11 protein-coding genes are annotated in these 13,322 nt (G+C 58.2%); 3 read left to right on the top strand and 8 right to left on the bottom strand.

The window, feature by feature from the left end; translation table 11 throughout:
- Positions 1–90 precede the first annotated feature (90 nt).
- The 7 genes from arnF to arnB are packed head-to-tail and all read right to left on the bottom strand — an operon-like array spanning position 91 to position 7,441.
- Entirely contained in the window at positions 91–465 is a 375-nt protein-coding gene (gene arnF, locus F3J39_RS11045; protein ID WP_040113475.1) for a 4-amino-4-deoxy-L-arabinose-phosphoundecaprenol flippase subunit ArnF, read from the bottom strand.
- Positions 462–788, bottom strand: coding sequence for a 4-amino-4-deoxy-L-arabinose-phosphoundecaprenol flippase subunit ArnE (gene arnE / locus F3J39_RS11040; RefSeq protein WP_040113474.1), 327 nt, complete (start codon positions 786–788; stop codon positions 462–464). Before arnE ends, arnF begins: the two co-directional genes overlap by 4 nt.
- The gene (gene arnT / locus F3J39_RS11035; protein ID WP_166714178.1) at positions 785–2,440 is read right to left on the bottom strand and encodes a lipid IV(A) 4-amino-4-deoxy-L-arabinosyltransferase; all 1,656 of its coding nucleotides are present in this window, start codon (positions 2,438–2,440) and stop codon (positions 785–787) included. Before arnT ends, arnE begins: the two co-directional genes overlap by 4 nt.
- A 13-nt stretch (positions 2,441–2,453) precedes the next feature.
- Positions 2,454–3,344 (bottom strand): 4-deoxy-4-formamido-L-arabinose-phosphoundecaprenol deformylase, encoded by an 891-nt coding sequence (arnD, locus tag F3J39_RS11030; RefSeq protein WP_071668322.1) that lies wholly within the window; start codon positions 3,342–3,344, stop codon positions 2,454–2,456.
- Positions 3,341–5,320: a bifunctional UDP-4-amino-4-deoxy-L-arabinose formyltransferase/UDP-glucuronic acid oxidase ArnA gene (gene arnA / locus F3J39_RS11025; protein ID WP_166714177.1), complete on the bottom strand. Its 1,980-nt coding sequence runs from the start codon at positions 5,318–5,320 to the stop codon at positions 3,341–3,343. Before arnA ends, arnD begins: the two co-directional genes overlap by 4 nt.
- A complete protein-coding gene (gene arnC, locus F3J39_RS11020) occupies positions 5,317–6,303 on the bottom strand; it encodes an undecaprenyl-phosphate 4-deoxy-4-formamido-L-arabinose transferase (RefSeq protein ID WP_040113472.1) in 987 nt (328 codons plus the stop codon). The genes arnA and arnC overlap by 4 nt, the downstream gene beginning before the upstream one ends.
- Positions 6,293–7,441, bottom strand: a complete 1,149-nt coding sequence (gene arnB, locus F3J39_RS11015; protein ID WP_166714176.1) for a UDP-4-amino-4-deoxy-L-arabinose aminotransferase — start codon at positions 7,439–7,441, stop codon at positions 6,293–6,295. The genes arnC and arnB overlap by 11 nt, the downstream gene beginning before the upstream one ends.
- A gap of 461 nt (positions 7,442–7,902) precedes the next feature.
- Between arnB and F3J39_RS11010 the strand changes: the two genes are divergently transcribed.
- From F3J39_RS11010 to F3J39_RS11000, 3 genes are all read left to right on the top strand, one after another.
- On the top strand, positions 7,903–8,658 hold the full coding sequence (locus F3J39_RS11010; protein WP_040113470.1) for an A24 family peptidase: 756 nt from the start codon (positions 7,903–7,905) through the stop codon (positions 8,656–8,658).
- 213 nt (positions 8,659–8,871) lie between these two features.
- Positions 8,872–10,254 carry a diaminobutyrate--2-oxoglutarate transaminase gene (locus F3J39_RS11005; protein WP_071668318.1) on the top strand — a complete coding sequence of 461 codons (1,383 nt, stop codon included), beginning with the start codon at positions 8,872–8,874 and terminating at the stop codon, positions 10,252–10,254.
- A gap of 12 nt (positions 10,255–10,266) precedes the next feature.
- Entirely contained in the window at positions 10,267–11,733 is a 1,467-nt protein-coding gene (locus F3J39_RS11000) for an aspartate aminotransferase family protein (protein WP_166714175.1), read from the top strand.
- Positions 11,734–11,782: 49 nt separating this feature from the next.
- Here F3J39_RS11000 and F3J39_RS10995 read toward each other — a convergent pair whose 3' ends face one another.
- On the bottom strand, positions 11,783–13,297 hold the full coding sequence (locus tag F3J39_RS10995; protein ID WP_175540448.1) for a PLP-dependent aminotransferase family protein: 1,515 nt from the start codon (positions 13,295–13,297) through the stop codon (positions 11,783–11,785).
- Positions 13,298–13,322 lie beyond the last annotated feature (25 nt).

Here is a 13,322-nt window from a genome sequence, read left to right as displayed (position 1 = left end):
CTGAAGGGATACTAAAACATCAGGCTGAGCGGCTCCGCTGCTTCTTTGAGTGATTTACATCAGCCCCGTATCGTGCTGACTAAGCGCATATCAGCAGTCCTGTTTTTTACCGCGCGGCAGCGATACCACCAGCAGGCCCGCCACAATCAGTACTACGCCCGCCAGACTGCTCCAGCGAAAAGGCTCATGAAACCACGGCAGAACGACAGCAGCCAGCCAGACCAGTACGTAGCTCAGACTGAGTAGCGGATAGAGCTGACTGAGCGGCTGATAGCGCAGCGCGGTAAGCCAGCAGAGCATCGATAACCCGTAGGCTGCAAGGCCGGCGCAGAGCATCAGCACAGGGCGTGCGCCGCCCTGCAGCAGCGCACTGAACGCGGGAAACTCCATCATCGCGCTGCGCAGCATCAGCTGCGCCAGCGTCACCAGCGCGACGCTTACGAGCGCCAGCCCTGTACCTTTCATAGCTGACTCCCCATCAGCGCCACCCCCGCGACAATCAGCAGCGTGCCCAGCCACTGCTGCAGCGTACAGGCTTCGCGCCAGATCAGGCGTGCGGCTGCCGCCACCAGCACAAAGTTAAGGCTGAGCATCGGATAGGCCTGGCTGACCGGCACACTGCGCAATACCAGCAGCCAGAGCAGCATCGCCGCCCCCAGCAGCAGCAGGCTGAGCGCGACCCAGAGCGCCATGCGCCTGCCGCCTGACGCCATCAGCGCGGCCTGCTTCTGACAGAGCTGGGCTGCACAGCTGAGCAGGCTGACCAGAACAATCAGCAGCAGATTCATGGCGCGCGACGGTAGCTGTAATAAACCAGCCGTCCCTGCTGCCAGACATCATCCGGCACCGGCAGCATCGCATCCGGCGTTTTCTGTCCGGCATCCAGCATCAGTACCAGCGCGACATCACCCTCTCTGCGATGGACGCGCAGCCAGTCGGCAAACTCCGCTCCGGCAACGTAGCGCTTTCGGGCATCGGCGTAGCTGAGACCATACTCCAGCTCGCCTTTGCTGCTGTAAAAAAGGATATCGCTGCGTTTGAGCTGCCAGGCGATCGCCGAGCCGACGCCGGGATTATCCGCCAGGATAAAGCGGCTCTGCGCAAGCCGCTCCTGGATGTGGCGGACAAAGTTCTGCGGCTGTTTGGCGTCCCGTATCCGGTCGGGAATAGCAAATCCCACCAGCAGCGCCAGCGCCAGCGGGCAGAGCGCCGCCAGCTGCCAGCGCCCGGTGCGCAGGCTGACACCTGCCGCCAGCGCCCAGCCGGTAAAAGCGAGCGCAGCCAGAGTCGCACGCAGCTTCTCGTCGCTGCTGTAGAGCGGCCGGTGTGCCAGCCCCCACGGCGCCAGTACGCTTATCACCGCCAGCGCGGTCAGCGCGCCAAACAGCAGGTTAATCCAGCCGTTAAACCGCAGCGCGGTGCTTAAGCGTGCGCTGTTTCCTGATGCATAACCTGCTATCAGCAGGCTCAGCGGAGCAAAACAGGGCAGGATATAGGTTGGCAGCTTGCCTTTTGCAATACTGAAAAACAGCAGCGGCAGCAGGACCCAGCTCAGTAAATAGAGCACGCCTGCCTGCTGGCGACGCTGCTGCCAGCCGCTTATCAGCGCGCCGGGCAGCAGCCCCAGCCAGGGCAGCGTGCCCGCAACCAGCACCGGCAGGTAGTACCAGAAAGGCGCTTTGTGCTGCGCGTTTTCTTCAGCAAAACGCTGAATATGCTCAACCCAGAAAAAGTAGTGCCAGAAATCTCCCGCCTGCTGCGCTATCGCCAGCGCCCACGGCAGGCTCAGCAGTACTGCGGTCAGCAGCGCCAGCGGCCCCCAGCGCAGCAATTCCGTGAAGCGGCGCTGCCACACCATCCACGGCACAATCGCCAGCACCGGAACCGCGAGCGCCAGGAAGCCTTTGGTCATAAACCCCATGGCGCAGGCCGCACCCAGCAGCAGATAGCCGGAGAAGCGCTGCCGGAATGTGCGTGCCTGAACCGCGTACCAGAAGCTGCACATCGCTCCCGTCAGCCACAGCAGCAGAACAGGGTCCAGCACCGCATAAGTGCCGATTCCGTAAACCAGCAGCGAGGTCAGAAAAACGGTGCTGGCCAGCAGGGCGACGTTGCGGCTGGCAAACATCCGGCATCCCAGCCAGAAAATCAGCAGGCCGCTGCATAGCGTGCTGAACAGCGCGCCGGCGCGGACGCCAAAATTAGTGTGTCCGAACAGCAGCTGGCCCAGATTATTTATCCAGTAGCCGGCGACAGGTTTTTCAAAATAGCGCAAATCAAAAAAGTGCGGCACAACCCAGTTGCCGCTGACAATCATCTCGCGGCTGATCTCTGCATAACGCAGCTCATCGGGCTGCCACAGATCGCGAAACGGAACCGGCAGCAGATAATAGAGCGCAAACAGCATCAGCAGCAGCGTAATTTTGGTGCCTGTACGCATCAGAACTCCCTGATTAGTTTTCTGCCTGACAGCCCAGCCACCCTTCCCGACCCGCAATCCGGCCGCGTATCACAGGCGCGCGCGGCAGAGTGGAGAGATCGGCAGGCAGAAGCTCGCTGAGCGGACAGAAGTGAATACCGGCCTGCCGGGCGCGATCGAGCAGGTTGCTAAAGGCGTCGCGCGCGGCGATCCCCTCAACTTCGGCATGAATGGTGTAAACCGCGGTGCCCGCAGCGTGCTGCATGCGCTCAAGGATAAAATCGTTGAAGCGCGCAGCACTCACCTGTTGCCCCACCACTTCATCCCAGGTAGGCAGCGTGACCGGGATCTGTACTGTGCCTTCTGTACCGTCCGGTAGCAGCGGGATAAACGGGCCGCTGCCGCGGCAGTCGCTGTTGTACCGAAAATGGAAAGGTTCTTTTGCAGCAATAATCCGGCTGTCTGCCCGCCAGCCGGCAACGGCTGAACAAGTGACGGCGTCACCTGTCAGCGCTTCCAGCATCTGCCTGCCCCGCCCGATCTCCTGCGCCAGCCGCTGTTCTGACCAGACGCCCGCCCAGGTCTGCCAGGCGAAGTGATCCCAGGCGTGCAGGCCAACCTCATGATGATCGGCGGTGGCGCGGATAATGTCCGCCTGGCCGCGTCCGATGTGGCGTCCTGGCCAGGCGGTACCGGCCAGCAGAATATCCCAGCCATAGAGCGATGCCGCCCGCGAGCGCACCATTTTGTGAAAAAAGTGCGGCTTAAGCAGGCGCCAGATATGGCGCCCCATATTGTCCGGCCCGACGCTGAAAAAGAAGCTCGCCTGCAGCTGATGCAGGCTGAACTGTTCCAGCAGTGCCGGGACGCCCAGCCGGGTGCCGCGCCAGGTATCAACATCGACCCGCAGCCCCACTTTTTTCATGGCTTCTCCTGCAGTTCAACAGTGCGCAGAAAGAAATCAAGGGTGTTATCGATGGTGGTATCCATATCCACATCCGGTGCCCAGTTCAGCAGCCGGCGCGCATTTTTTATCGAGGGCTTGCGATGCTCCACATCCTGATACCCTTTGCCGTAGTAGCTGCTGCTTTCTACTTCGCGGAACCCGGCAAACGGCGGAAAACGGTCGCGCAGCGGATGGCGCTCAAAGCTTGCCAGCAGATGCTCCGCCAGCTCACGAATACTGGCTTCATTTTCAGGATTACCAATATTGATGATCTGCCCGTCACAGTTACCGTTGCGGTTTTCAATGATGCGAAACAGCGCCTCAATGCCGTCACGGATATCGGTAAAGCAGCGCTTCTGCGCCCCGCCATCCACCAGTTTGATGGGCGATCCCTCTACCAGATTGAGGATCAGCTGCGTAATGGCGCGCGAGCTGCCAATGCGTGCAGCATTGAGGTTATCCAGCCGGGGGCCCATCCAGTTAAAGGGGCGGAACAGCGTAAAGCGCAGGCCCTCTTTTTCACCATAGGCCCAGATCACCCGATCGAGCAGCTGTTTGGAAACCGAGTAGATCCAGCGCTGCTTGTTAATCGGACCGACCACCAGGTTAGAGCTATCCTCATCAAAATGCCGATCGGTACACATGCCGTACACTTCAGAGGTAGAAGGGAAGATGATGCGTTTTTTATATTTAACGCAGTCGCGAATGATTTTCAGGTTCTCTTCAAAATCGAGTTCAAATACGCGCAGCGGGTTACGGGTGTACTCAATCGGCGTAGCAATCGCCACCAGCGGCAGCACCACGTCACACTTCTTGATGTGATACTCAATCCATTCAGAATGAATGCTGATGTCGCCCTCAACAAAGTGGAAACGCGGCTCGTTCAGAAAACGGCTTATCGCATCAGAGCCGATATCCAGCCCGTAAACCTCAAAATTATCATCCTGCAGCAGGCGTTCAGTCAGATGATTGCCGATAAAGCCGTTCACCCCGAGGATCAGCACCCGCGTGCGGCGTTTAACAGCCGCCACCGGCTCAGAGTAAAGCAGCGCGCCGGGCACCAGCCCCAGGCTCTGCGCCAGCTGGCTGCCATTCATAAACACGCCGTTGTCACACTGGCCGGTGATAATTTCCAGTGCGCCCTGGCCGCAGGCGACCTGCAGCGGATCGACAGAGAGTATGGTCCCGGCTCTGGCACCCGGCGTGCCGGCGTGCACACGTCCTTTCCACACCATAAACTTCACCGTACCGGCAAAGGCAAAAGCACCGGGCCACGGCCAGGTTACCGCGCGCACCAGATTATTCACCTGCTGCGCACTCTGCTCCCACCGGATACGTCCATCTTCCGGCGTGCGGCGTCCGACCCGGGTTGCCAGCCGCTCATCCTGCGGCCGGGCTACAATCTCGCCGCGCTTCAGCGCTGGCAGCGTACCTTCCAGCAGCTGCGTAGCACAGGCGACCAGCTTACGGTGCAGCGTCAGCGCGTCATCCTGCTCATCGATCGCCACCCTTTCCTGCGTGACAATGTCACCGGCATCGGCCCGCTTAACCATGCGATGCAGCGTCACGCCGGTTTCCGTTTCGCCATTAACCAGCACCCAGTTAAGCGGTGCGCGTCCGCGATAGGCGGGCAGCAGCGAGCCGTGCAGATTAAACGCGCCGCGTGCCGCACATCCCAAAATAGCGTCGCTCAGCATGGCGCGGTAATAAAAGGAGAAAATATAGTCAGGCTGCAAGGCGCGGATGCGTTCAATCCATAACGGGTGATTGACCTCTTCAGGCGCATGCACCGGAATGCCGCGCTCAGCGGCGAGGCGCGCGACGGAATCAAAAAAATGGCTCTCTGCGCCGGTGTCGGTGTGCGTGAAGATCGCCGCAATCTCAAAACCCGCTTTCAGCAGCGCGTTGATTCCTGCGCAACCCATTTCCGCATAGGCAAAAACAACTGTTTTCATGGTTTGATTTCCTGAACCTGAGGAGTTTCCTGCTGCGGGTGGATCACCCGCTGAATGAAATAGCGCGGCCGCGCGCGTACATCGTTGTAGATACGCCCGATGTATTCGCCCAGCAGGCCCATCCCGATAAACTGCGCGCCGACAAAAATGAACAGCACTGCAAACAGCATAAACAGACCGTCGCCGGCCCAGCCGGCGCCAAAAAACAGGCGTAAGATCACCAGCACTATCGAAAAGGCAAAGCCCGCCAGCGCAATCAGGCTGCCAGCAATACTCAGCAGGCGCAGCGGCGTCGTGGTCAGACAGGTCACCAGGTCATACATCAGATTGATAAGCTTCATGACGCTGTATTTGGAATCGCCAAACTCGCGTTCAGCGTGTGCGACCGGCAGTTCGATAGTGCGGCGGGCAAAGGTATTGGCCAGTATGGGAATAAAGGTGCTGCGTTCATGGCAGTTCAGCATGGCGTCAACAATATGCCGGCGATAGGCGCGCAGCATGCAGCCATAGTCGCCCATCGCTTTGCCGGTCACGCGCTGGATCAGCTGATTGATGGCGCGTGAGGCGCGTTTACGAAACCAGCTATCCTGCCGGTTCTGGCGTACCGTGCCCACCACGTCGTAACCCTGCTGCGCAGCTTTGACCAGCGCCGGGATCTCTTCGGGCGGGTTCTGCAGATCGGCGTCCAGCGTAATAATCAGGTCGCCCGATACATGGGCGAAGCCCGCCATAATCGCAGAGTGCTGACCATAGTTTCGGTTAAGCAGTACGCCGACGACGTGACTTCCTGGCATATCAGCGGCATCAGCGATCATCTGCGCCGAGCGGTCGCTGCTGCCGTCATCCACCAGCAGGATCTCAAAGTTCAGACCCAGCGTGCTACAGGCTGCGCTGGTGCGGCGTACCAGCTCCGGCAAACTCTCCTCTTCGTTATAGACCGGGATAACCACAGAGATTTTCTGAAGCGGTTTTTCATCCAGCATGGCGGCCTCCTGCCAGCGTACGCAGCGCGCCGATCACCCGGCTGACATCCTCATCCTGCATATCAGGAAACAGCGGGAGCGAACAGATACGTTCGCTGTTCCATTCCGTGTCAGGCAGGGAAAGATGCGGATAACGCTCGCGATAATATTTGTGCGTGTGCGCCGCGCGGAAGTGAAGTCCGGTGCCGATCTCCTCCGCTTTCAGCGCCTCCATCAGCGCATCGCGGCTGATGCCGCAGGTAGCTTCATCCACGCGAATGATAAACAGATGCCAGGCGTGCTGATGCGGCCAGTCCGGCTGTTTCAGCGGCAGAAAAGGCGTATCCGCCAGCGCCTGCAGGTAGCGCTGCGCAATCTCCCGGCGGCGCCGGTTGATAGCCTCAAGCTTACCGAGCTGAACCAGCGCAATAGCGGCATTGATATCGGGCAAATTGTATTTAAAACCGGGTGCTATCACCTCTGCCTGCGGTTTGCGCCCGTGCGTATCGCGATCCCAGGCATCCACCCCCAGGCCGTGAAACTTCAGGCTGCGCACCCGGTCGGCCAGTTCAGCATCATCCGTTACAACAACGCCGCCCTCGGCACAGGTGATATTTTTGATGGCGTGCAGTGAAAAGATCGCCGTGCCGCGCTGTCCGACATGCTGGCCGTTATAGTGGCAGCCGGTTGCGTGTGCGGCGTCCTCAATCACCGGAATGGCGTAGCGCTCACCCAGCGCGCAGATTGACGCCAGATCTACCGGCGCACCGGCGTAATGCACTGGAATAATCGCCCGGGTGCGTGGTGTGATCGCCGTTTCAATCTGCGGTGCCGTCACCATCAGCGTATGACGGTCGACATCAACCATAACCGGCGTGGCTCCCAGCAGCGTGATGATATTGAGCGTAGAGACCCACGTTAGCGAAGGGGTGATCACTTCATCTCCGGGCTGAATGCCCAGCGCCAGCAGCGTAACGTGCAGGCCGGCAGTCGCTGAACTGACGGCAATGGCGTGCTGGTTTCCAGTCAATTCACAGAAAGCCTGCTCCAGCGCAGCATTTTTCGGGCCGGTGGTGATCCAGCCTGAAGCGAACACCGCACTGACGGCGGCCAGCTCTTCTTCGCCCAAAGCGGGACGCGAAAAAGGTAAGAAAGACATAAATCCACCTTATCAATTATGCTCTGACCACAATGCAGGAATAAACTCTGCACCTGTCACTCTGCGCAACTTCAACGCACTCTCAACGTGTTATAGTGAAAAACCGGTTAACATCACGCCCGTTCACTGGCTCAGCGCTGACATAGCCGATCGACTAAAACATTAGTGCACCTGCTATTTTTCCTGCGTAATCACCATAAGCAACGAAACTTAACGCAACATTAAATTTGCAGTGTTTACTCAGCCAACTTCTTCAGCGTTTAGGGTTGATTGATAATTGTGCAGAGCGCGGTATGACAAAAAGCAGGGCTGCCGTTGAGATTTTTACACGCTGATTTTTCTGGATATGGCGCGCAACTTTTTCTGCAACTATCTGAAAATATTGATTTTAAATACCTCACTCGCCGGATATCAGGTAGGTTACTCGCAGATGAATTACGTCATGTGAGAAGGAGGAAAATATGATGCTGGTAATGGTGACGCTGCTGTCGCTGGCGACGGGCAGTTTTATTAACGTTGTGGTGTACCGGCTGCCACGACACATCGCCGGGGCGGCCACGTTCACTTCCCTGCTGGCTCCCTCCTCCTGCTGCATACACTGTGAACGCGCCCTGCGCTGGTATGACATGATCCCGGTGCTGAGCTGGCTGCTGCTGCGCGGCCGGTGTCGCGATTGCTATGGCCCTATCAGCTGTCGTTATCCGGTTACTGAGGCCGCGACGTCGCTGATCGCCCTGCTGCTGATGCAGCTGCTGCCCGCGGACAGCCGCCTGATTGCCGCACTGCTGCTGGCATGGTCACTGCTGGCGCTTTCGCTTATCGATATGACGCATCTGCTGCTGCCGGATGCGATTACGCTGCCGCTGCTCTGGCTTGGCCTGCTACTGCATGCCGGTGATGCGATGCCCGGTACGCTTCGTGATGCCGTTACCGGCGCAGCGGCCGGGTATAGCGTGATTCGCTTTACCGGCTGGTGCTATCAGCTGCTGAGAAATCAGCCCGGCATCGGACTGGGGGATGCAAAATTAATGGCAGCGCTGGGTGCCTGGCTTGGCTGGACGTCGCTGCCGGCGCTGCTGCTTATCGCCTGCGGCAGCGCGCTGATTTTTGTGATCTTTATCAAACCCTACTGTTTTCAGCGGCCAGACCGCCCTGTTCCGTTTGGTCCGTGGCTTTCACTGGCGGGTATAAGTCTCTTTATTCATTCAATAATTTAAAGCTGGCTATTTTAGCGGAGAAATAACAGCGGCCAGTTTCTGTCCAACGTTATGATTCGTATATGAAAAGAATAAACAATTCTACACAAAATTAATCATTGTGATGTGAGGCAAAAGGCTCTATATTGGCCGCGCTTTTTACATTACTGATACTTTTTTGTTCAATTAGTCAATCGGCCAGCCACTGCGAGCCCCGGTTGAAGGAGAGATATGATGACGGATAAAGTCCGTATTGATAATTTTGGTGCCAGCTCATTCAACGGAAACAACGACGCATTCTTAGCCCGTCAGGCTGAGTTTGAATCAAACGTCAGGAGTTACCCGCGCAAATTGCCTTTAGCCATCGCTAAAGCCAGCGGCGTGTGGATTACGGATGTTGAGAATAAGCAATATCTTGACTGTCTGGCTGGCGCAGGGACGCTGGCACTTGGTCATAACCATCCTGATGTTCTGCAGAGCATCCAAAATGTCATTACCAGCGGCTTGCCGTTACATACTCTTGATCTGACCACACCGCTGAAAGATCAATTCTCTGAATCTCTGCTTTCTCTGCTGCCAGGCCAGGGCAAAGAGTATTGCCTGCAGTTCACCGGCCCATCCGGCGCGGACGCCGTTGAAGCTGCGCTGAAGCTGGCGAAAAAAGTCACCGGCCGCAGCGGTATTATCAGTTTCTCAGGCGGCTATCACGGCATGACGCACGGCGCGCTCGCGGTGACCGGCAACCTGTCGCCAAAAGAAGCGGTTAACGGCATGATGCCGGAAGTGCAGTTTATGCCTTATCCGCACCAGTACCGCTGCCCGCTGGGTATCGGTGGCGACGCAGGCGTGAAAGCGCTGACCTACTACTTCGATAACCTGATCAATGACGTAGAAAGCGGCGTGCGCAAGCCGGCAGCCGTTATTCTGGAAGCGGTCCAAGGTGAAGGCGGCGTGAACCCGGCACCGGCAGAGTGGCTGCAGCGCATTCGCAAAGTCACGCAGGAGCACGGCATCCTGCTTATTCTGGATGAAGTTCAGGCAGGCTTTGCCCGCACTGGCAAATTCTTCGCCTTTGAACACGCCGGCATTGAGCCGGACATCATCGTGATGTCAAAAGCGGTTGGCGGTGGCCTGCCTCTCGCTGTGCTGGGCATTAAAAAGCAGTTTGATGCCTGGTCACCAGGACACCATACCGGTACTTTCCGCGGCAATCAGCTGGCGATGGCGACTGGTCTGGCTACCCTGAAAGTGCTGACCGAGCAGAATATTGCTGCCAAAGTTGCGGAACAGGGTGAATGGCTGAAAGCACAGCTGGCAGAGATGCAGCAGCGCTTCCCGGTTATCGGTCATATTCGCGGCATGGGCATGATGATCGGTATCGAAATCGTTAAGCCTGATGAGCCAGCCGATCACATGGGCAGCTTCCCGGCAGATGGCGAGCTTTCTGCGCTGCTGCAGAAGAAATGCTTCGAAGCGGGCCTGATTCTGGAGCGCGGCGGCCGTCACGGTTCTGTCCTGCGCCTGCTGCCGTCCCTGCTTATCACAAACGAAGAGCTGGCTGTATTCCTGGATAAATTTGAGCAGGCGCTGCTGGGCGCTGGCGTCAAACCTGTTTGACTGGAAAAGTAAATGAGTGAAGTGAACCCGATTCTGGCCGCCTCTGCGCAGAGCATTGAGGCGTATCAGCAGGCGATTGCCCAGAGCAGCGCCGCGGTTGTGCAGTGGCTGCAACAGCCTGAGATGTATCAGGGCAAAACGGTTGCCGAACTGCGCGAGCGAATTGCGCTTGACTTCAATCCTGACGGCCTGGGTAACCAGGCCGCGATTGAGCGCGCAATTGAGTATTTCCTGAAAGACAGCCTGTCAGTGCACCACCCGCAGTGTGTGGCGCATCTGCACTGCCCAAGCCTGGTGGTAAGCCAGGCCGCTGAAGTTCTGATCAACGCCACAAACCAGAGCATGGATTCCTGGGATCAGAGCCCATCAGCGACCATCATTGAGGTCAAACTCATTGAATGGCTGCGTGCTCAGGTGGGTTACGCTGCCGGCGACGCGGGCGTCTTTACCAGCGGCGGCACCCAGAGCAATCTGATGGGCCTGATGCTGGCGCGTGATGCCTTCTTTGCCCGCCAGGGACATTCGGTGCAGCAGGATGGCATCACCGGCGATCTGCGTAAGATGAAAGTGTTCTGCTCTGAAAATGCGCACTTCTCCGTACAGAAGAACATGGCGCTGCTCGGCCACGGCTATCAGTCAGTGGTTCAGGTGAAGTCGGATGACTTTGCGCGCATGGACATCAACGATCTGCAGGCCAAACTGGCGCAGGCTGAAGCGAATGGCGAACAGGTACTGGCGATTGTTGCTACGGCGGGTACCACTGACGCAGGCGCTATCGATCCGCTGCGCGAAATTGCTGCCATTGCTGCTGAACGTAACATCTGGGTGCACGTGGATGCGGCATGGGGCGGCGCGCTGCTGCTGTCAGAGAAGTATCGCCACTATCTGGATGGCCTGGAAATGGTGGACTCCGTTACCCTGGACTTCCATAAGCAATATTTCCAGACCATCAGCTGCGGCGCATTTCTGCTGAAGGATGCGCGTCACTATGAACTGATGCGTTATCAGGCGGCTTACCTGAACTCTGAGTTTGATGAAGAGGCGGGCGTACCAAACCTGGTCTCTAAATCGCTGCAGACCACGCGTCGCTTCGATGCGCTGAAGCTGTGGATGGGTCTGGAAGCGCTGGGTCAGAAACAGTATGCGGCAATTATCGACCACGGCGTCACGCTGGCGCAGGAAGTGGCGCAGTATGTTGAAGCGACACCGCGCCTGGAGCTGGTGATGCAGCCGCAGCTGGCAAGCGTGCTGTTCCGCTATCGTCCGCAGCAGCTCACCGATATCGCGCAGATTGCCCTGTTTAATCAGCGCATCGGCGATGTGCTGCTGGAGTCGGGCCGCGCTAACGTAGGCGTGACCGAAAATCAGGGTGTGACCTGCCTGAAGCTGACGCTGCTGAATCCGACCGTGACGCTGGATGATATCAAGCTGCTGCTGGCTCTGGTGGAAAAAACCGCCGATCAGCTGCTGAGCGCCTGATTCTCCGGCTGACATCAGGCCGGCAACCTTCACGGGTTGCCGGCTTTTTTTATGCCAGATTTTCCGTGCCGCTGCCACGCGCGATCACGCCCGCCTCCAGCAGACAGCCTCTCAGCGCGCCAAACGCATCCTGACACTGACGCTCGTCAACGCAGGCATATCCCAGCAGTAAACCGCGTTTCTCCTGCGGATGCATATAATACTGCGACAGCGCACGCACCTTCACGCCGCGCCTGAGCGCCAGCGCAGCTATCGCCACGTCATCACACCCCTGCGGCAGCGGCAGTACCAGATGCAGACCCGCCTGATAGTTCACCGCAGGCATAAACGCCTCCCCAAGATAGCGGGAGATAAGCCCGGTCAGAAACTGCCGCCGCTGGCTGTAAAGCTTGCGCATGCGGCGGATATGCGCCATGTAATGCCCTTTCTGAATAAACTCTGCCAGCGCGCGCTGGATCAGCAGGTGACCGCCCCGGTATAGCTCCGCTGCCGCCAGCCGCAGCGGCTGTGCCAGCGCTTTTGGCACCACCAGATAGCCCAGCCGCAGCGCCGGATAGAGCGTTTTAGAGAACGTGCCCATATAGATAACCGGTGCATCCGCCTCAAAGCCCTGCAGCGACGGAAACGGCTGGCCGGAAAAACGAAATTCACTGTCGTAGTCATCTTCTACCAGCCAGCTTTTATGTTTTCGCGCAAAATCAAGCAGCTGCCTGCGACGCTCCAGGCTAAGATGTACGCCCAGCGGATACTGGTGTGACGGTGTCACAAATATCATTTTTGGCGGTTTACTGCGCGACGTCAGATCTGGAATGATGCCCTGCTCATCCACCGCTTTCGCCTGGATTTTAAGGCCGTTGATGCGCAGCAAATTACGCGTTCCCCAGTAGCCCGGCTCCTCGATCCAGACCGGATCCCCCGCGTCGCACAGCACGCGCGTCACCAGATCCACCGCCTGATGCACACCCTCGGTAATAATAATCTGGTCGGCGTCCGCCCGTACCGAACGCGCCACGCTGAGATACTCCGCCAGCGCCTGACGCAGCAGCGGACAGCCTCCGCTGCTGCTGTAGATCAGCCGCTCTATCTCCGGATCGCGGTTCAGCCGCGCCTGGATCTGACTGAACAGCTTATGGGGAAACTGACGCACATCGGGCGCGCCCGGAACAAATGCGCCCCACTGCCACGGTGAGGCGTTGGCGTGGCCGAGCAGGGTTGCCCCCCGTCGCGACAGCGCAGCAGGTTTTGTCAACGCGGCAGCAGGCTCAGGAACGCGCTGCGGGCTGTTCAGACACCCCTCAGGCAGCGTTTCAGCAATCCAGGTGCCGCTGCCGGTGCGCGCCGTGACGTATCCCTGCGCAATGAGATTTTCATAGACGTTCAGCACCGTATTACGCGATACCGCCAGCTCGCGTGCCAGATCGCGCGTGGCGGGCAGGCGCGAGGCGCGCGGGAAAATACCTTCAGCAATCGCCTGCTGCATGCAGATAAGCAGGCGCTGCTGCAGCGTGCCCTCTGCAACAAATTGCAGACGTTCCAGAACATGATCGGCATACAAACTCCGCAATTGGCTCCATCCTTTTTCGTTGAAT

Origin of the sequence: Pantoea sp. Acro-807 (genome assembly GCF_011752675.1) — a bacterium.
GTDB lineage: Bacteria > Pseudomonadota > Gammaproteobacteria > Enterobacterales > Enterobacteriaceae > Pantoea > Pantoea eucrina.
The sequence above is the reverse complement of the archived record's forward strand: the minus strand, read 5'-3'. Positions and strand labels throughout refer to the sequence as shown.

What these genes read in the sequence shown, in the direction of transcription:
- arnF (WP_040113475.1), bottom strand. Translation starts at nt 465, where the DNA reads ATGAAAGGTACAGGGCTGGCGCTCGTAAGCGTCGCGCTGGTGACGCTG.
- arnE (WP_040113474.1), bottom strand. Translation starts at nt 788, where the DNA reads ATGAATCTGCTGCTGATTGTTCTGGTCAGCCTGCTCAGCTGTGCAGCC.
- arnT (WP_166714178.1), bottom strand. Translation starts at nt 2,440, where the DNA reads ATGCGTACAGGCACCAAAATTACGCTGCTGCTGATGCTGTTTGCGCTC.
- arnD (WP_071668322.1), bottom strand. Translation starts at nt 3,344, where the DNA reads ATGAAAAAAGTGGGGCTGCGGGTCGATGTTGATACCTGGCGCGGCACC.
- arnA (WP_166714177.1), bottom strand. Translation starts at nt 5,320, where the DNA reads ATGAAAACAGTTGTTTTTGCCTATGCGGAAATGGGTTGCGCAGGAATC.
- arnC (WP_040113472.1), bottom strand. Translation starts at nt 6,303, where the DNA reads ATGCTGGATGAAAAACCGCTTCAGAAAATCTCTGTGGTTATCCCGGTC.
- arnB (WP_166714176.1), bottom strand. Translation starts at nt 7,441, where the DNA reads ATGTCTTTCTTACCTTTTTCGCGTCCCGCTTTGGGCGAAGAAGAGCTG.
- F3J39_RS11010 (WP_040113470.1), top strand. Translation starts at nt 7,903, where the DNA reads ATGATGCTGGTAATGGTGACGCTGCTGTCGCTGGCGACGGGCAGTTTT.
- F3J39_RS11005 (WP_071668318.1), top strand. Translation starts at nt 8,872, where the DNA reads ATGACGGATAAAGTCCGTATTGATAATTTTGGTGCCAGCTCATTCAAC.
- F3J39_RS11000 (WP_166714175.1), top strand. Translation starts at nt 10,267, where the DNA reads ATGAGTGAAGTGAACCCGATTCTGGCCGCCTCTGCGCAGAGCATTGAG.